This is a genomic window from Bremerella cremea (assembly GCF_039541315.1).
Taxonomy (GTDB): Bacteria; Planctomycetota; Planctomycetia; order Pirellulales; family Pirellulaceae; genus Bremerella; species Bremerella cremea.
In genome coordinates this window covers 711718-731043 of sequence record NZ_BAABFZ010000005.1, presented here as the reverse complement: position 1 = coordinate 731043, position 19326 = coordinate 711718, and the positions used below count along the sequence as shown (strand labels likewise).

General features: G+C 56.6%; 13 protein-coding genes and 1 tRNA gene. 7 read left to right on the top strand and 7 right to left on the bottom strand.

The genetic code is table 11. The annotated features are described in order from the left end of the window. Window positions 1-33: 33 nt before the first annotated feature. The 3 genes from ABD890_RS19860 to ABD890_RS19850 all read right to left on the bottom strand — a co-directional run bounded on the left by ABD890_RS19860 (window position 34) and on the right by ABD890_RS19850 (window position 4586). Complete coding sequence (locus ABD890_RS19860) at window positions 34-408, bottom strand: endonuclease domain-containing protein (protein WP_345093835.1); 375 nt, start codon at window positions 406-408, stop codon at window positions 34-36. A 111-nt stretch (window positions 409-519) separates the two neighbouring features. Continuing rightward, a complete protein-coding gene (locus tag ABD890_RS19855) occupies window positions 520-3159 on the bottom strand; it encodes a protein-disulfide reductase DsbD family protein (protein WP_345093833.1) in 2640 nt (879 codons plus the stop codon). Between the two features lie 200 nt (window positions 3160-3359). Continuing rightward, window positions 3360-4586 (bottom strand): phosphotransferase, encoded by a 1227-nt coding sequence (locus ABD890_RS19850; protein WP_345093831.1) that lies wholly within the window; start codon window positions 4584-4586, stop codon window positions 3360-3362. 154 nt (window positions 4587-4740) lie between these two features. Between ABD890_RS19850 and ABD890_RS19845 the strand changes: the two genes are divergently transcribed. The 4 genes from ABD890_RS19845 to ABD890_RS19830 all read left to right on the top strand — a co-directional run bounded on the left by ABD890_RS19845 (window position 4741) and on the right by ABD890_RS19830 (window position 10324). Then, window positions 4741-7671 (top strand): zinc-dependent metalloprotease, encoded by a 2931-nt coding sequence (locus tag ABD890_RS19845; protein ID WP_345093829.1) that lies wholly within the window; start codon window positions 4741-4743, stop codon window positions 7669-7671. A 287-nt stretch (window positions 7672-7958) separates the two neighbouring features. Continuing rightward, complete coding sequence (locus ABD890_RS19840; protein WP_345093827.1) at window positions 7959-8906, top strand: DUF1559 family PulG-like putative transporter; 948 nt, start codon at window positions 7959-7961, stop codon at window positions 8904-8906. Between the two features lie 66 nt (window positions 8907-8972). Next, a complete protein-coding gene (locus tag ABD890_RS19835; RefSeq protein ID WP_345093825.1) occupies window positions 8973-9365 on the top strand; it encodes a hypothetical protein in 393 nt (130 codons plus the stop codon). Between the two features lie 137 nt (window positions 9366-9502). Further along, window positions 9503-10324 (top strand): DUF1559 family PulG-like putative transporter, encoded by an 822-nt coding sequence (locus ABD890_RS19830; protein WP_345093823.1) that lies wholly within the window; start codon window positions 9503-9505, stop codon window positions 10322-10324. 435 nt (window positions 10325-10759) lie between these two features. Here the strand turns inward: ABD890_RS19830 and ABD890_RS19825 are convergent, their stop codons facing one another. Further along, a complete protein-coding gene (locus ABD890_RS19825) occupies window positions 10760-11329 on the bottom strand; it encodes a DUF1802 family protein (protein WP_345093822.1) in 570 nt (189 codons plus the stop codon). A gap of 124 nt (window positions 11330-11453) precedes the next feature. Between ABD890_RS19825 and ABD890_RS19820 the strand changes: the two genes are divergently transcribed. The 3 genes from ABD890_RS19820 (at window position 11454) to ABD890_RS19810 (ending at window position 16401) form a co-directional block, all read left to right on the top strand. Then, window positions 11454-14717 carry a DUF1553 domain-containing protein gene (locus ABD890_RS19820; protein ID WP_345093820.1) on the top strand — a complete coding sequence of 1088 codons (3264 nt, stop codon included), beginning with the start codon at window positions 11454-11456 and terminating at the stop codon, window positions 14715-14717. Between the two features lie 60 nt (window positions 14718-14777). After that, a complete protein-coding gene (locus ABD890_RS19815) occupies window positions 14778-16148 on the top strand; it encodes a DUF1501 domain-containing protein (protein ID WP_345095050.1) in 1371 nt (456 codons plus the stop codon). Between the two features lie 180 nt (window positions 16149-16328). Continuing rightward, window positions 16329-16401: transfer RNA gene (locus tag ABD890_RS19810), tRNA-Lys, on the top strand. 102 nt (window positions 16402-16503) lie between these two features. On the opposite strand, the gene ABD890_RS19805 is transcribed toward ABD890_RS19810, so the two are convergent. The 3 genes from ABD890_RS19805 to ABD890_RS19795 all read right to left on the bottom strand — a co-directional run bounded on the left by ABD890_RS19805 (window position 16504) and on the right by ABD890_RS19795 (window position 19240). After that, entirely contained in the window at window positions 16504-16695 is a 192-nt protein-coding gene (locus ABD890_RS19805) for a hypothetical protein (RefSeq protein ID WP_345093818.1), read from the bottom strand. A 43-nt stretch (window positions 16696-16738) separates the two neighbouring features. Beyond that, window positions 16739-17626, bottom strand: coding sequence for a 16S rRNA (cytosine(1402)-N(4))-methyltransferase RsmH (rsmH, locus tag ABD890_RS19800; protein ID WP_345093816.1), 888 nt, complete (start codon window positions 17624-17626; stop codon window positions 16739-16741). Window positions 17627-18109: 483 nt separating this feature from the next. Beyond that, on the bottom strand, window positions 18110-19240 hold the full coding sequence (locus tag ABD890_RS19795) for a glycosyltransferase (RefSeq protein ID WP_345093814.1): 1131 nt from the start codon (window positions 19238-19240) through the stop codon (window positions 18110-18112). Window positions 19241-19326: the final 86 nt, after the last annotated feature.

The following is a 19326-nucleotide window of genomic DNA, read 5'->3' as shown; positions in this document are numbered from 1 at the left end:
TCTCTTGTCCCCTCGCCCCTAAGGGGCAGAGGGCTAGGGTGAGGGGCTCTCTCCGTCCGCGAGCCCCGAGTGTCGGCGGATGGCGATGACGACCCCTTCCAGATTCGTTAGAACCTCTTCGTTCTGAAAGCGTAAGACCTGAAAGCCGCGAGCTTCCAGGTCGTCTTGCCGACGCAGATCCTCTGCCTGACTCTTATCGTGGTAGCCTCCATCGATTTCGAGGATCAGCGATTTCTCAAGGCAAACAAAGTCGACAATCCACGGATCGATTGCGTGTTGCCGTCGAAATTCAAGGCCACCTAAACGGCGATCCCGCAGTGCCGACCATAAAAGCTGCTCAGGTTCGGTAGAAGTTCGACGCAGTTGGCGGCGTCGTTGCTGTTGGCGATCTGCAGGAAAATCATTCATCCTGCGAGCTTGGAAGGTGAGGGTACCGATTTCACCAGGCCCCTCACCCTAACCCTCTCCCCTCAGGGGCGAGGGGACTGAAGTTGTGATGCTCGGACAACAGGCCAACGATTACTCGTTCATCGCGGTCTGCTTCACCACGCTGCTTGAAGTTTCTTGAGCCGCGTTCAGGCTTTCGATCACCTTCGATTCGGTGAGCAGGTCGCTCAGCACGTAGACCTTTCCAGGCTGGCCGCCGGGGAAGATGGCCAGCAGCGGGATGCTGTTCGACCCGAGCTTGTTGATGAAGCTTTGCACCTTGCCAGAGTTGTCGTGCGTGGTGTTGGTCCAGTCGACCAGCATCGGCACGATCTTGTGTTCGTCGACCACGGCACCGACGCCAGCCGTGTTGATGGCGGTGTAGTAGTTGAACTTACAGGTTGGGCACCAGTCGGCCGTGAAGTCGACCATCACCGTTTCACCAGCTTTTTGCCGGGCATAGATGTCGTTTTCCAGGGCAGGCCAACGTTCTTCGGCGTAGGTATCCCAGGCGATCTGCCCGTCGTGGGCTTCCCCTTCCACCAGGCTGGTGAACGAGAAAACACCAACACCAATCGCCACCACAAAAGCACCTATTGTCGTCGCGATGCGAGATGATTTGTGTTCCAGCGTATGGACCTGGCCAAGCATCCAGCAGGCGGCCCCCAAGGCGACCAGCAGAACCAGCGTTGGCACGACCCATTCGTCCTGCAGCGTGTACATCAGGTAGACGACCGTCAGCATCATGACGAAACCCATGATCTGCTTGAACGCGACCATCCAGTTGCCTGGCTTCGGCAGAAAGGCGATCAAACGTGGGTTGATGCCAATGATCAGGTAAGGCGAAGCCATCCCCAGGCCAATGAACCCGAACACCAGGAAGGTGACGAAGACTGGCTGCGAGATCGTATAGCCGAACACAGGGCCCAGGAAGGGACCGCTGCAAGGCGTCGACAATAGCGTGGTGATGATCCCTTTGAAGAACGCACCCCCGTACCCCGACTGATTCGAGGCACTCGCGACGCTGCCACTTCCCAGGAAGCTGGGCATCGTCAGTTCCCAGACACCCAGCATGCTCAGGCCCATCGTATAGACCAGCACGATCATCGCCAGGATGTAGCGCCAGTCACCGCTCCATTGGCCCCAAGCCAAGCCGTCGGAACCTGCGGCAGCTCCTTCGGTCGGTGGAGCGATGGCTTCGACAATCAAATTCAACGACGACGAGAAGACCGCCAGGATCATAAACACGAAGATCACACCGGCCGAGTAAATCAGGTTCAGCATGAAGACTTGACCGCGATGCTTGCCCGCCTGATTGACGAACGACAAGATCTTCAAGCCAACCACCGGCAACACACATGGCATCAGGTTCAAGATCGCCCCGCCGATAAAGCTCAGCAGGATGATCCAGCCGAGGCTGGCGTTTTCTGGTGGATTGAGCACCTCCCAGGCGATGCTGTCCTTTAGCGGAACCGGTGGAGCAACCACCTTGGCTTCTGGCTGGTCGTCGCCAGAATTGCCTCGCAGCGGCGGCACGACCATGCTGGTCTCGCCCAAAGCTTCTTGGACTTCGGCGTTGGTGATCTTGGCTCGCTCGGCCGCGGTCGAATAAGGAGCCTTCGAGAAGGCCAGGGGAGAGGAATCGGTGCCGGCCTTGTCGCCGACCTGAACCACGCCTTCAAACATCACAGCCGAAGGACGATCGCACGTGGTGTTGGTGCAGGTCTGGTAGCCGAGATAACCGACCAGCGGGTACTTGCCCGGCTGAGCATCGATCGGAATTTGAACGGTAAACTTCCAGGTCGTGACACCTTCGTGATAACGCACGATGTCAGGCAGACCTTCAATCAGTGGCTTTTCGACGACGGGGTTCTCAGTCTTCGGCTTCATCGAAAGCCATGGCGTCTGTTCGCCCAGACCAACGACGGTCGCCTTGTAACTGAATTCCGAATCGGTTGGGGAGTATGCGTAGACGTGATAGTCGCCAGTCGGCTTGATGCTCAGCGAGACGGTAACCTTGTCGCCTGGGGTGACCTGGGCTGGTTCGAACTTACCGCTGATGATCGCATGGCCCGATTCCGCTTTATAGTCGCCGATGGTGCCTTGCAGTTTGTAGTCGGTCGGCGGAATCGCAGCACTAGGTTTGGTTGCGACCTCTGGTAGCAGCGTTTCGTCCTTGGCGATCTTCTCGGTGCCACCAAACTTCGCGACGGCGTCGCCGGAGACGGGGAAGCAGGTTCCCTTGTCGTGGCAGCTTTGACCGGCGAGCTTGACGTCGAGCTTCAGCGATCCAGCATCGGTGCCGTTGGCCAGCAAGATCGGAGCACTCCAGGTCACCGTGTCGTAGAACTTCTCTTGAGCGACGCGAATGATCTTATCGGGAGGAACGATCTTTGGCTTATGGTCAGGGGTGAAGTTGCCCACGGCGAGGATCGCTGGGTTTTCTTCGATCTTGATCTTCGTCGCGATCGGGCCACCCTTGGGCTGCGTAATCGAATACAGACACCAGCCACTGCCGACAGATGCTTTCACGTCGATGCGGCCATGGGTGCCGGAAGGATCGACAAAGAACTTCGCCGAGACTTCCAGGTTCGGATCGTTCTGGTTGCCGCCAAAGTCGTCGAAACCTTCGATCCCCTGGAACAGATCGCCGCCGCCAAAACCTTGGGCGAAACCCAGGGTAGGTAAGCAGCAAAGAATTAATGCCACGGCGAGGGGGGCAATACGCTTCATGAGAGAGTTCTGTCCCAAGAGTAAAGCTGGAAAGGACCTACGAATCGGTCTCCTTCCATCTTCGGAAATATCGAACGGTTCGTAAACGTAGAATCCGTAATTCGCTCCGACGGGAATCCGAGCCTGTTGACTCATTATTCCCGTTCAGAGGAATCAAAGTCTGTGATGCCTCTTACCATAGGCAGTTTCAACCAAACGAATTAGATTTTCCAGGCCAAATGCCCGTCGATTTTCACCATTCGTGTGTGGAAATGCTGGAGGCGCGAACTGACTTGGTCACAGTTTTCAAAACTGTAACCGTCGGTCGTGAGCCACTGTACCCAATTGAGCCCCGTAAGTAGTACGTTGCTCGCGTCGAGTTCGATCGCTAACCGCTCTTCCGAAGGGGTAAGCCGTTGCGAGGCAGGGAGTAGCGCAAAAACCTCTTCCCAGTCGACAACACCTTCGGTCGACATTTCGCCTGCCAGTCGCGAAACATCCAAGGCGATGCTGTCACGTCGCAGCGAGCCCAGGTCGAACATGCCCACTAGATGTGGACCATCGAAGCGGTAGTTTTCCAGCCGCGGATCTCCAATACAGGTGCGAAGTGTCGTTCGCTCGGCCTGCATTTGCTGCAACAGCGAGCCTAGCGGTTGGCGATAGGTGACGAAACTGTCGACCAATGCGTGCAGCCAGAACTGCCATTGCGGGTGCCCGAGTTTGCTGATCAGGGCGTGGGTGTGGGGAATGTCGACCATGTTCCAGTACTGGAACATGGCCAGGCGCCGCTCGGCACCAGGCGAGACTTCCAGTGCCGGACTGAGGTCGCTGGACAGCGCATGAAATTGAGCGATCAGGCCCAGCATTTCCTGCTTCTGATATCGATCTGGTGGGGCGTTAGGCGGCTCGCCAGGCAGCCATTCCTGAAGTTCCCAAAAGTGGTTTTGGTGCTGAATATAGGTTTCGCCGTTGTCGGCCGCGACGAAGGAGGGGAGGGTGGTCATTCCTTGCTGCCGACGAGTCTGAACTGCGGTATGGATCGCCTGCAGAAGATTGACCGGAAAGTCGGCTGGCATACGCTTAAGGCAGAAGGACTTGGAGCGACCCACCACTTTCCAGGCCTTACTTCCACTCAGTCCACCTCGACAAGGCTCGATCTGCCCGCCCAACCCGTGGATCGCGGGAAATCTGGAAAGAACCGGTTCGAGTGGAGACTTGTGGCTAGTCATTTCCTGCTGTTTTTTCCGTTCTATTTTCGGTCCCAGTCCGCCTCGGGAAAATTGGGATAATCGCGGTTGTGAATCAATTTTATTGGTACAACCGGCTTTTCTTTCCCAAAATCTCGTGCGCAGAATAGAACAATTACGGCGGCTGCTTAGAGTAGGGTATATTTTCCCAACGCTTCGGCAGAACGTCGCTTTGGTACGTTTTCTGAATTTCGTTGTCATTTTCCGCAAGATTCCAGCTTGGGAAGCCTCTATCAGAAGAGGCCGCTTCCGACTGGGCGGAAATCGGACCTCGCCGCACGTTTCCTTTTGGGAACGAAATCCGGAAAACCATCGGACACTTCCCCCTCCTTGAATTTGTACGAGAGTTGTACGCATGAAGGTGTTTTCAATTTTGCGTCGGTCGACGGTTTGGTGTGCGACGGCTGTAGTCGCCCTGGCCGCAGCCAACGTAGCTATGGCCGACGATACGAAGTCCGACGCTGCCGGCGACAACGCCAAGGGCATTCCGTCGGAAATCGCCGCTACCACCGGTGCTTCGAGTTCCAGTTCCAGCGGTGGAAGCTCCGGCGGGTCGAGTTCGGCCTCGTCCGGTATCTTGAAGGACTTCAAAACGGCCGATGGCCTGGTTCCTACGCACTACAAAGGGAACCGGATGTTCTTCGAGCTGAGTAGTTCGCATTACAACGGCGAATTCATCGTGCTGATCTCGATCGCACGTGGTGCCGGTATTGAACCTCTGTATGGCGGGATGTCATGGGGCTTTGGCGACGACTGGGTCTGGTCGTTCCGTAAGGTTGACGATCGCGTCCACATCCTGCGTAAGAACGTCCGCTTCAAGGCCAACGACGGCAAGCCAGAATCGCGTGCCGTGAAGCATGCCTACAACGACAGCGTGCTCTTCAGCCTGCCGATTGCCGGCAAGGGCCCGAAGGGTGGCGATCTGGTCGAAGTGACTCCTGTTTTCATGAGCGACTTGCCGATGATCGGCGACACGCTCCCAGGCTTCGGTTTCTCGGCCAGCAAGTCGATCTTTGGGGAAGTGAAGGGTTTTGAAAAGAACCTCGAACTGCAGGTCGAAGCTACCTACGCTTCGAGCGGCCGTTCGAACATCGACACCGTGGCTGACTCACGCGGTCTGACCGTCGACGTCCACTACTCGATCAGCAAGATCCCAACCGGTGGTTACACGCCACGAGTTGCCGACGATCGCGTTGGTTACTTCCTGACGGCCGTGAAGAACTTCTCGAACCGTGACGACGAACAGTTCGTTCGTTTCATCAACCGTTGGAAGCTCGAAAAGGCCGATCCATCGGCCAAGATGTCGGAACCGAAAGAACCGATCATCTTCTACATGGAAAACACGATTCCTTACAAGTATCGCAAGCCAATCCGCGACGGCATCCTGGCTTGGAACAAGGCCTTTGAAAAGGCTGGTTTCATCGACGCCATCCATGTCCGCCAGCAGGAAGACGATGCCGATTGGGATCCGGAAGACGTTCGCTATAACACCTTCCGCTGGATCACCTCGGACGCTGGTTTCGCTATGGGCCCATCCCGTGTGAATCCATACACCGGTCAGATCCTGGATGCCGACATTATCTTCGACGCTGGCTTCTTGAACTACTGGAAGTCCGCTTTCGAGAATTACAACCCGCAAGCAACCGAAGCCCTGTTGGGTGGCCCTCTCGACGTCAACAACGCCGAGGAATTCTTGCAGCGTGTTGGTTCGATCTCGCCTCGTCACCAGTGCATGCTCTCGGGCGGCATGTCGCAGCAGTTCGCCTATGGTGCTGCCGCGGTCTTGGCTCAAGCCGAGAAGGAAAAGGCTGACGAAGAGAAGAAGAAAAAGAAGAAGAAGGCTGACAAGGAAGAAGCCAAGTCGGAAGAAGAAATGACCGACGGCGAAAAGTCCGAGGAAAAGGGCGAAGAGAAGGAAGAATCTTCCGACGACAAGAAGGAAGAAAAAGAAGAGTCGAAGGACGACGAAAAGAAAGAAGGAGAAAAGAAGCCTTCGGCTGAAGAGATCAAGAAAGAGCGTGAAGCACTGCTCGATCGCATGATCATGGAAGGTCTGAAGGAAGTGGCAATGCACGAAGTGGGGCATACCCTTGGTCTGCGTCACAACTTTGTTGCCAGTAAGTACCGCACGATGGAAGAAATGAGCCAGATGGAAGGCGACGCCGCTACGGTTGCCAGCGTGATGGACTACGTTCCACCACACATCGCGCCTCCAGGCCAGAAGCAAGGTCTGTTCTTCCCACAGTCGATCGGTGACTATGACATGTGGGCCATCGAATACGGTTACAAGCCGTTCAGCGGTGGTACCGATGGCGAAAAGGGTGAACTCGGCAAGATTGCCTCGCGCAGCACCGAGCCAGCTTTGCACTTCTCGACCGACGAAGACACCACGAGCATCTCGCCAGATCCAGATTCCAACCGCTTTGACTTCGGCAAAGACGCCATCGAGTTCGCTAAGAACCAGGCCGCCGTTGTTCAGGCTGCCATGGACGGTCTGGCCGATCGCGTGGTTGAAGATGGCGACGACTACTCGCGTGCCCGTCAGGCCTTCAACACCTTGTTGAATACCCATGGTCAGGCAATGTACTTCGCTTCGCGTTACATCGGTGGCGTGCACGTCAATCGAGCCCACAAGGGTCAGAAGGACGCCAAGGCACCATTCGAGATTGTTCCCGCCGAAAAGCAGCGTGAAGTGATGACCCTGCTCAGCGAACAGGTCTTCAGCGATGCTCCATTCCAGTTCGATGCCGACCTGTACAACAAGTTGGCTCCTTCGCACTGGAACCACTGGGGTACCAACTTCGACGTGAAAGGTGACTACGCGATTCACGACACCATCTCGCGATGGCAGTCGCAGATCTTGTCCCGCATGATGGGAGCGATGAACCTCGAGCGGATGCACGATGCCGAACTGAAAGTTCCTTCCGATGAAGATGCCTTCACCACGGCAGAAATGATCCAGTCGCTGACCGACTCCATCTACAGCGAACTCGATTCGCTGGAAGAAGGCGAGTACACGGTTCGCAAGCCGGCGATCAGCAGCCTTCGTCGTAACCTGCAGCGAGATTATCTGCAGCGTCTGTCGACCCTGGCGATGGGGGATGCTTTCGCTCCGGCCGACTGCCAGACGATCGCCTATGCTCAGTTGATCGACCTGCAAGAGAAGCTGGAAGAACTGCAAGAGAAAGACCTGGAACTCGATCCTTACACCCGGGCCCACTTGTTGGAAACGACCCGTCGGATCGAAAAGGTTCTCGACGCTGAACTGACGCTGTCGCGTCCTTAAGCGAAGCGGTTGCTTTCGGGCAACCCTTTCAAAGCAAATCAAAGCCCCACCCTGGCACATGCTTGGGTGGGGCTTTTTTTATGGGTTCATGCCTGCATGGCATCCCGTAGAGGGGTTCTGGATTGGTAAACCTTGTTGCCTGGCAGTCCACTCCAATGGGGCGTGTCGAGAAAGGTAAAAATGGTGAAAAATTCGAAAAATTAGTTTTGGTAGATAGTGCACCGTTATAAAATCCGTGTGAAGGTTGCTCTTCCATAATCTCATTATTACTTCATAAGGATGGTCCCATGGTGCTCAAACGGACGGGCTTCACGCTCGTGGAATTGCTGGTTGTGATTGCGATTATCGGGGTGTTAATTGCATTGCTGTTGCCGGCCGTGCAACAAGCCCGCGAAGCGGCCCGGCGAATGACCTGCTCGAATCATCAAAAGCAACTGGGGCTGGCGCTCCACAACTATCACGATACCCATCGCGTCTTTCCGCCCGGGGTGTTTGCCGACGGTTTGAACGACAGTTTGAACACGCCGCCACACTCGATGTCGTGGATGCCGGTCATCCTGCCTTACCTCGAACAAGCGGCGCTCCACGATCAGCTCTCGCAGTACTTCACCACGCGCAACTCGAGTGGGTTCCCTAGTGCATTGATGAACACCAAGATCGAAACGCTCATGTGTCCTTCCGATCCCAATCGTGGTCAGACCGGCGAAGTCCACGGAACCGGTGAACCGGTGCCTGACTTTAACGACGGGTTCCACGGCAACTACCTGCTTTGCCACGGCAACGAAGAGATCACGACCACCACCGACAACGCCGCCAGTGGCATGTTCTTTTACCTGTCGAAGACCGATTTCTCGTCGGTCACCGACGGGACCGCCAACACGGTGATGGCTGCTGAAATCCTGCTTGTTCCCTCGAACATCACCGGCAAACGTGACTGGCGCGGGCGGTACTACCGGGCAGATCACTTGAGCAGCATTGTCAGCACCCGTTTGCCGCCGAACACGACCGCCTCGGACAAGTGCCGCACATGCCAAGGTTCGCCAACGAGTCCTTCTTACGCGCCTTGTGCCCAGGACACCAACACCCAGGTGATCTATTCCCGCAGCATGCATCCAGGCGGTGCCTTGATGACGTTGATGGATGCCAGTGTGCACTTCGTGCCAGAAACGATCGACACGCAAACCTGGCGTGACCTCGGTACCCGTGCTGGTGGCGAAGTTCCCAAGGCGTACTAACTATCAACTGGACGAGACAACGTTGAAGGGAACTGAATCCCTTGGACTCAGGGAAAAGGACGACGCATGGACATCCATCGAAAGACAATTGCCTTGTCGATCGGACTCGGCCTGATTGGATTGCTGGCAGGCTGTAACACCGCTTCCGAAATCACCGTAAAAGGGGCCGTTACCTTTGAAGGAACCCCGGTCGAAACGGGAGAGATTTTGTTTATCCCGGCGGACGGAACCGGGCCGGTGAGTGCCGGGCCCATCTCCAACGGCGAGTTCTCCTTCATCGCCACGCCAGGCGAAAAGAAGGTCGAGATCACAGCCAATCGTGTCGGAGATAAGCCAGCACCCGACGGCCTCCCAAATTACATTCCGTACATCCCCGCGAAGTACAACACGCAAACGACTCTGACCAAAACGGTCGAAAACAAGGCTGAGAATGTCTATACCTTCGATCTGAAGAAGTAATCAACGCAACACCCCAATTGCGAACGAAACACGCCGGACCGAACACCGGCGTGTTTGTTTTCTTGGCCAGCGATTCGCACGGAATGTCCCATTGCTTTACGATGATGTTGGCAACTTGTCGACCATCGGAATGACTCATGAAGCGTAAACTTATATTGGTGTGCATCGGGATCGGAATCCTCGTTACGGTGCCGTTACTGGCCAAGGCAATTCAAGACGCACGCCATGCCGCCCATACGATCGAGTGCCAGAACAATCTGAAACAGGTGATGTTGGCGCTGCACAACTACCACGATACTTACCTGAAGATGCCGCCGGCGAGAATGCTCGACAACAGTTGGCGAATTCGCATTCAACCATTCGTCGAATCGTCAGTGGTCTATTCGCTGTATCGCCTCGACGAGCCTTGGAATAGCGAATGGAATCAAACGTTAGAGTTCCGCGAGTTTCATTACGCAGGCAAACCTCCCGAACCCATGCGCAAGGTACAGGCAAGTGACCTTGTCCCTGGGAACGTTAATCGAGACAAACCGTCACGCGCCTATTGGTTATGGCAGTGCCCGATCGAACGTAACACTAAGTCAACGCACACGAACTACTTGATGCTCGTTGGAGACAATGCTTTCGGCCTGCCGGAAGGTGGTCGCAATCTGCGAGATATTTCGGATGGCCTTTCCACTACGATCGCCGTGGCAGAAACCATTTCGGAAGAGATCTCTTGGCTCGAGCCAAAAGACTTCGATGTCGAGACGATGTCGTTTCAGATCAACGATCCGGAAAAGATGTCAATTTCGAGCCATCATCCTGATGGACCATGCGCGGTAATGGCCGATGGACACGTCATCCAGCTATCGCCAGACCTTCCGCCGGAAGTGCTCAAGGCGATGATCACCATCAACGGAGGTGAACGAATCGTCGCCGACGAGAACGCACCTGGTGGATTCCGCCTCGAAAAGTAACGGAAGACACTTTGGATTTTAAAGGTGGTCAGCGGCATCGCTTCGACGCAGATACGAAGCCCAAGAAAAAGAGAACCCCGCAAATCCTGCACGGGACTTGCGGGGCCTCATTGGTAGCCTGATCGGATTCTCTTAGAAGAGGTTCCGATAGGAATGTGGTTGCCTACCGGCAACCCGCCGGCAGCCGTTAGGCAGAACCACCTCTACGGCAACTACAGACATATTCCACTGGAACACCTCCTTTCTACTAAAGCTCACCTTTGGTTGGACAGAACGCCGTGTAGAGCCAACCGCCGGTCTTCAGTAACGTCGCGTTGCGTGACGCGACCCTAGGTAAAACTCACTTTGCAACATGATTTCCAAAATGGCAAGACCATTTTGTCATCATGTTCCTCGGTGAACGCCCCCTTAGGACAGGGCAATCCAATTGTAGGTTCACGCCTTCAGAGCGGAAAGTAGTAAATTTTTGCGAATCTCGAACGAGCCCTCATCGACGATCGGCGATAGCTGGCCAGGGGCTAGCGACTCGGCAAGCTCGACCCAACTCTTACAGCCTGCCATCGCCTCGGTCGGGACCACCATCGCTGGGGATGCGACCTCGAAAGCTCGGATTACCAGCAGGTGAATTCCAGGGTTCCGGTAATGAAAGCGGGCCGTCACGGCCTCTTGGTTTAAGACCTGTTCAAACAACGATGCACGCAGCTTTGATTCGTCTTCGATGTAGATCGCTTCGACCACTTCGCACACCAGGTCGAGCGTTACCTCCGCCGATGCCGGAGGCTGGGTGAACTCGGGATGATCTTCTAATAACTTCTTGCCCAATTCGTTCAGCTTCGATCCTGCCTCATGGAAGTAAGTCGGGTAAAGCCAGAAGCGGTCTTTGGGCAATTCAAACTCACCTTCGGGCTCCGAAATCCCACCTTTGCGGGCCAGGACGATCTGTTGTCCGCGGCGAATCGCCTCGCAGACGACGTTCCATTCTTTCAAGGCAAGTTGGCAGTTCATGGGCGGAACCGGTCTCCGTGAAATTGAGCCAAGAGAAATAGTGACACCTGGGCGGCATAATGATAAGGTGGAACTAATCCATCCCACCTCACTTCCTTCTCCACAACCCGCCTGGATCGAAGCGATGACGTTCTCTCGCCTCCGAATATTGCTGGCTGCCGTTGCGCTGACACTGATCGTGGCTGTTACGATCGATGCCGCCGAAGAGGCCTCGCCGCAATTCGACGCGCAGCAGCTTGAATTCTTCGAGAAAGACATTCGGCCTATTCTCGCCAATCGCTGCTTTGAGTGCCATGGGCCCGAGGCCGAGACGCCTGGTGGTGGGCTCTATCTCACGTCGCGTGCCGCCATTTTGGAAGGTGGCGACAGCGGGGCTTCGATCGTCGTCGGCAAACCAGACGAAAGTCTGCTGATTGAAGCGATCCATTACGACGGCATCTATCAGATGCCTCCCAAGTCGCGGATGCCAGAAGATGAAATCGCCAAGCTCGAAAAGTGGGTCGCAACGGGTGCGGCCTGGCCACCCGGCGAAGATAACACGCCAAAGAAGGAAGTCTTCGATCTCGAGCAACGCAAAGCAGATCATTGGGCCTGGCAACCGGTCACGCGCCCAGCGCTGCCGACCGTCAAGAACGAGACCTGGGCGAAGGATCCGCTCGACCGATTCATTCTGGCGAAGCTGGAAGAAGCCAACCTCTCGCCGAATTCCCCAGCCGATCAAGCCACACTGCTGCGTCGTGTCTATTTCGATCTGACCGGCATGCCGCCGACGCGCGAGCAGTTGGAAGCTTACCTCAGCGATCCCTCGCCGGAAGCTTTGGCGCAGGTGGTTGATCAGTTGCTTGCATCGCCTCGCTTTGGCGAACATTGGGGACGCCATTGGCTCGACCTGGTGCGTTACGCCGAATCGCGCGGGCACGAGTTTGATTACGACATCCCAAATGCGTTCGAGTATCGCGACTACGTGATTCGCTCGTTGAATGCCGACATCCCTTACAACGAACTCGTCATCGAGCACATCGCCGGCGACCTTCTCGCCCAGCCACGCGTCGATGCTCAAACCGGTTTCAACGAATCGGTCCTGGGGACAGGCTTCTGGCATATGGGAGACTGGGTGCATTCGCCGGTCGATATCCGCAAGGACGAAACCGATCGCTTCGACAACATGCTCGACGTGATGAACAAAGCTTTCCTCGGCCTGACGGTGACTTGTGCTCGTTGCCACGACCATAAATTCGATGCCATCAGTCAGGCAGACTACTACGCTCAGATGGGTTTCCTGCAAAGCTCTGCTTATCGCCAGGTTCGTTTTGAAACCGAACCGCACAATCAGCGAATCGCCCAATCGTTGGAAAAACTGAATACCGAATTTCAGCAAAAGGCGAAGGCAATCTATCGACAGCAAGTTTCCCAGGTCAGTGGCCAATGGGAAAAAGAGCTGACCCAGGCCGACTCGGTTTGGGCTGCCGAACTCGAAAAGGCCCGCAAAGACCAACAGCATCCGCTGCACTACTGGGCGATGGCGATCCAAGGCGAAGGCCAGCCCTCCGAGACGCAGCTTACCAGCGAAGTGAATACCTATTCGGGCCAGATCATCAACGACTTCAGCCAGGCCATGCCTGGTCAGTGGCGTGTCGATGGCTTTGTATTTGGTGCGGCACCACAACCGGCCGGGCAATTCGTCTGGGCGAAGACCGAACAGCCAGAGGTCGCTGGCGTCCGAACCGAAACGGCGGCGGTCTTCGACACTCGCTGGGAACCGCTCAAACTGCAGAATGGCGTGCAAGATGATTTCGGTCGGATCCGCAACTGGAACCGCGCCGGTCGAACGCTCAAGTCGAACACGTTCACGTTGAGCGATGGCCTGGTGCATTACCTCGTCAAAGGAAGCGTCCGAGCCTTCGCCGTGGTCGACTCGCATCGGCTGGTTCAAGGTCCACTGCATGGCGTTGTCTGCCAGGAGTTCAAGACCGACCATCCTGAGCAGCTGCGTTGGGTCACGCACAACCTTCGCGATTATCAAGGACACACGGTTCATATCGAGCTCTCGCCGATCGATGGCCTGCCGGCCGAGATTTATCAGGTCGCCGAAGGGACCGCACCTCCGCCGTTGCCATCCGCTCAGCAAGCGGCTGCCGCGTCGTTTCAAACGGCGGTCGCTCAAGGGGGAAGTCCTGCGGCGCTGTTGGTGAAGGCTTTTAGCGAAGCAAGTGACAACTCTCAGTACGCACCCCTGGCCGATTGGTTGGTGCGGAACTGGACGAAGGTGATGCCCGGCGATGCCAATCCTTTGAATGCGTTGGCGCAGCAATATCGGGATGCGACTCAGCCGCTGTTTGCCGAAGTGAAGTGGCGTTCCCGCACGGCTCCTGGGATGTGGGACAACTCGGCGGAAAGCGAACGTCTGTTGATTCGCGGCAACGCTCGTAATCCGGCCGATCTAATCGAGCGACGAATGCTCACGGCGATCGCTGGAAACGACCATCAATTCGATACCGTCGGTAGCGGGCGGTTGGAACTCGCGCGGCAGATGATGCAGCCTGACAATCCTTTCGCGTCGCGTGTGGCCGTGAATCGTATCTGGCATTACTTGATGGGGCGTGGCATCGTGCGGACGGTCGACAACTTCGGAGTACTCGGGCAGGCGCCGACCCATCCTGAACTGCTCGACTACCTGGCGACCGAATTCGTGGCCGATGGCTGGTCGTTGAAGCGGATGGTTCGTCGCGTCGTTCTTTCGCAGACCTATCAAATGTCTTCTGTTCAGGAAGGTGCCGCGGAAGAACTCGATCCAAAGAACGACTTGTTCCACCGGGCCGAAGTGAAACGCCTTTCGGGCGAATCGATTCGCGACAGCTTGCTGATGATCAGCGGTCGCCTCGATGAAACGATGTTTGGGCCCAGTGTGCCGGTTCATCTCACGGCTTTCATGCAAGGCCGTGGTCGACCTGGGCAAAGCGGACCGCTGGACGGGGCAGGGCGGCGAAGCATCTATTTGTCGATTCGTCGTAACTTTCTGTCGCCGATGATGCTCGCCTTCGACACGCCGCAGCCAATCACCACGATTGGTCGACGTAACCAATCGAATGTGCCAGCCCAGTCGCTGATTCTGTTGAACGATCCAATGGTCCTGGAACAGTGCCATGTCTGGGCACAGCGAGCCATTCAGGAAACGCCCGACGATGCAAGCTTGCGATTCGAGCGAATGGTCGAACAGGCGTTCTCCCGCAAGCCGACCGATGCAGAACGGTCCTTGGCGGCTCAGTTTTTGGAGACGCATGGCCAGACGATCTCGGTCGATCCTGGCCAGCAGTTGGCCTCGGTCGAACTGTGGCGAGATCTGGCACACGTGCTGATCAACGCGAAGTCCTTTGTTTTTGTTCGTTAAACGCGGAGCGATGTCGTGGATTGTGGTTCTCGAAATAACGCCGGGCTAAGTCGCCGGCAACTGCTGAGTCGCGCCGCGTGTGGCTTTGGTTCGCTCGCTTTGAACTGGATGTTGCAGCGTGATGCGTCCGCCGCCGAACGGCTTGGCCTGTTGGGGGCTCCGCATGTTCCGCCGAAGGTGCGAAGCGTCATCTTTCTGTATATGGATGGCGGGCCGTCCCAGGTCGATACCTTCGATCCGAAGCCAATGCTAAAGAAGTACGACGGCCAGCCGTTCCCTGCGGAAACTGAGCCAACGCAGTTCAACAATTTGGGCGGAACGCTGGCGAGTCCCTGGAAATTTCAGAAGCATGGTCAAAGCGGGATTGAAGTTAGCGAGCTTTTCCCGCATGTGGCCAAGCATGTTGATGATCTGGCTGTGATTCGTTCGATGACGTCGAACTTCTCGGAGCATACCAACGCCAATTACTTCCTGCATACTGGTAGCGGGTTGCAGGGGCGTCCCAGCATGGGAGCCTGGACGACCTATGGGCTGGGGAGCGAGAACGACAATCTGCCAGGCTTCGTGGTGCTGAACGGGGGCCTTATTCCGCCGGGCGGGCTCGATAACTTCAACAGCGGTTTTCTACCGGCAGCGTTTCAAGGTTCGATCTTCGCCGCCAGCGATCCGCCGGTGGCCAACATCAAGTCGCGCGATCGTAGTCCCGCTGCTCAGCGCAGCAAGCTTGACCTGCTTGATCAAATGGACCAATTGACGATCGATCGGGTTGGACGCAACGACCAGATCGAATCGGCCATCGCCAACTACGAGCTCGCCTATCGCATGCAGTCCGCCGTGCCGGAACTGATGGACCTGCGAGACGAGACACCGCAAACACTGGAAGAATATGGTCTGAATCACAGCTTCGATAAGACGCAAACGTTCGGGCGGCTTTGTTTGCTTTCGCGTCGCCTGGTCGAGCGGGGCGTGCGGTTTGTGGAACTGACGGTTCCCAGCGTTGGCCACGATCGCTGGGACCAACATAGCAATCTGAAGGATGGCCACGAGAAGAATAGCCTGGCGGTCGATCAACCGATCGCGGCCTTGCTGGCCGATTTGAAGCGACGTGGCATGTTCGATTCGACGCTGGTCGTTTGGGGTGGTGAATTCGGCCGCACGCCTTTCGCCCAGGGAAAGAACGGCCGCGATCATAACCCGTTCGGCTTCACCATGTGGATGGCAGGCGGCGGAGTAAAGGGAGGCACGGTGTACGGCCAGACCGATGAGTTCGGTTACAAGGTGGTCGAGAACCGAGTCGAGATCCATGACCTGCACGCCACGATCTTGCACCTGATGGGCGTCGATCACAAACGCCTGACGTTCCGCTTCAGCGGCCGCGACATGCGTCTGACCGACGTTCATGGGCATATCGTCCACGACATTCTGGCGTGATCTCGGTGAGACGCAGAAAGCGGCTGTGAACTTTTCCGTGACTTTCCGGTCTTAAAGAAAGCCATGAAAGCCGAAGTTCACGCAGCAAAATGCCCGGGCGTATGCACTTACGTCATGATGCCCCCAAACGGCCCCTTGACAATCCGCCCCATCCGGCCGAAACTTGTTCCCTTCCCAAACGAGATTGTAGCTCAGTCGGTAGAGCAACGGACTTTTAATCCGTAGGTCCTGGGTTCGAGCCCCAGCAATCTCACTTAAATCAAAACGATTCAACAGATTAGGGCGACTCTGGTCACAGACTGGAGTCGCCCTTTTTGGTTCTTGGAATGGATCGCTGGGCGGTCTTCGCCGGCGGTTACATGAGCGAGCAGGGCCCGGTGCCGCGTTGCCTCAGGGCGATCTCGAATTCGAGTTCGTCGAGACGTTGCTGAAGTTCCGCGTCCAGGTCGGCGCTCTCGGTGTCCTCGGGCTGAGCGCGAAGCTCTTCGAGCTGGGCTTTGGTTTGGGCCCATTCCAGTTGTAAGGCTTTCAGGGTTTCGTCGGTCATCGTACGGAATCCTGGCACGAGGCTGGCCGTGGGGAGCCGCTGGCTAGACACGCTCGGCGACGCGGAGCTTGGCGGTGCGGCTACGAGGATTGCGGGCAATCTCTTCCTCGGTGGCGACAATTGGCTTCTTTGTCAGGCGGCTTAAGCGAGGATCGTCGAGGAAAGCCTGTTTGACCGGGCGGTCTTCCAGCGAATGGAAGCTGATGATCGCCAGTCGGCCGCCTGGCTTCAGACGGTCGGGCAACGTTTCCAGCGCCGTTTCCAGAGAGGAAAGCTCGCGATTAACCGCGATGCGCAGCGCCTGAAAGGTTCGCGTGGCGGGATGGATGCGGCCTCGACCAGAGCCAGCCACCGGCGGATAACAACTCGTCACGACGTCCGCCAGTTGCTTGGCGGTCTCGAAGGGGGTGTCCTTGCGGATATGGCAGATCTTCTTGGCGATGCGGCGGCTGAGCCGTTCTTCGCCGTTCTGATAGATCAGGTCGGCCAGGTCCTTCTCTTTCAGATGATTTACCAGATCGGCGGCCGTTTTCTTGTCTCGCATGTCGAAACGCAAGTCGAGCGGGCCGTCGCTGTCGAAACTGAAGCCTCGGCCGTCGTCGGCCAGTTGGTCGCTTGATAGCCCCAGATCGAGAAGAATGCCATCGACCTGATCGATCTCGAGCGAATCGAGGATCTTCGGGATTTCGACGAAGTTCGCGTGAGCAATCTTCACCGGCAGGCCTGATAGCGTTTCCTCGGCTCGCTGCAGCGGGATCACATCGCGATCGACCGCCACCACGAAGCCTTCCGGGTCGACTTTCTCAGCCATCATGCGGGTATGACCGCCGCCACCGAGGGTGCCATCGACCAGGATTTTTCCTGGTTGAGGGTCGAGCCACTGGAGGACTTCCGCCGGCAGTACAGGGACGTGAATGGTCGGTGCGGCCATAGAGTTATGCAGCGAGCTTTAAGGCAAAGTCTCCAGCTTACCGGAGCCACCGCCCCAGTGGCAGGGCGGAAAGGAAAAAATCCGTCGTGGCGCTTCCGTGCGCCAAACCGACGGATCTGGTGAAGTAGCCGCTGCACTAGCCACTTCACACGGCTTGAATGCCCCGATTTCAATCTTTGAAACCGTGCTGACAAATGTCCCAATAGTGGCCTGATCGGGCACATCGACAGCGGGCAAGACAAGCAACGGACGTAAGGATTTGTTTCTTAGTTAAGCAATATTTGTTAAGCAAAAGATCAGCAATTGATGTCGCGTGACGAGCATGTGATTGAAGATATTCGGCACCCGTTTTTCGTCAATCCGGAAAAACCCGCCAAATTTCTGCTAGCGTTTTGAGCTAGCGTCATTAAGCAACGCCATAACCAAGAGTTGGACACAGGCCCCCCGGAAACAAAAAGTTTTTCGGCCTGCCGAAACCGCGTGCTAGCGTTCGGGGCGAGAAGTGTCGAGCAGGCGATTCAGCAACGACTCGTAAAGATGGACGATCTGGCGAAGAGAGAACTGCGTCTCGATCTGCTGACGGTTCGCTTGACCAAGCGTCCGGCGAAGTTCGGCGTCGTCCATCAACTTGCGCAGGAGCTGTTCTGCCTGCTCGGTTTCATCGTGGGTGACGACCTGGCGAGCCAACTTGCCGGGAAGCAACTCGGCGACCCCTTCGACATCGGTGGCCATCACCGGCAGGCCGTGGGCCATCGCTTCGATCAAGGCGTTGGGCATCCCTTCCCAGCGGGAACTAAGGGCGAAGATCTCGGCCTGATTGAACCACTCGGGGAGGTTCGCTTGCCAGCCTGGTAGCGAGACCGAGTCTTCGAGCTCTTCCGATTCAACTTGCGTGAGAAGTTCCGCCAATACCTTGCCTTCTCCGTGTTCTCCGAGGATCACCAGTTCCCACTCCGGCTTCTCACGCAGCAGTTCGGCTAGGCGAAAGATGAGCCAGTCGAATCCTTTTTGCTCGTGCAGCCGGCCGACTGCGAGGATGCGAAACGGTCGATCGATCGGCTCGGCATAGCTGGTGGGGATGATCACGTCGAGATCGATCCCGTTGGGAATTACCACCAGTTTCTGGGCCGGCAACCGCAGCGATTGTTCGGCAAACGCTTTGACCCCTTCGCTCACGCAGAGTACGCAATCCGCGCCACGGGCCGCCCAGGACTGAAGCTTCCGACGCCAATGGCCTTGCTCGACCACCCGCAGCGATTGAAGGCGGACCAGTCGCATGTTGCGGGTGGCAAGGTACGAAACGATGTTCGCATGAAACAGAAAGCTCCAAACGACATCGGGCTGAAACCGACGGATGATTTGCTTCAATCGGCCTGTCGCCGAAAGCAACTGCCATTTGCTGCGACAGTCGAGAAATGTCAGAGGAATCTCGGCATCGGCAAGCTGGTGAACCAACGCGTCTTTGGGGGGCTCGGGCGGGGGCGCGAGGGCGACGACCTGAACCTCGAATCGCTGCGGATCGAGCCGGCAGGCAAGGTTGGCAACGCAGCGTTCAGCGCCTCCCATGCTCAGCTCGGTGGTGACGATCAGGATTCGCTTGCGGTCAATGGGCATGGTGCAGGTGGCTTGGCGGAACATGGGTTAGACCCAAACAGGCTCTAGTCGAATTCCCCGCTGGCGACATATACTCAACCTTGGAC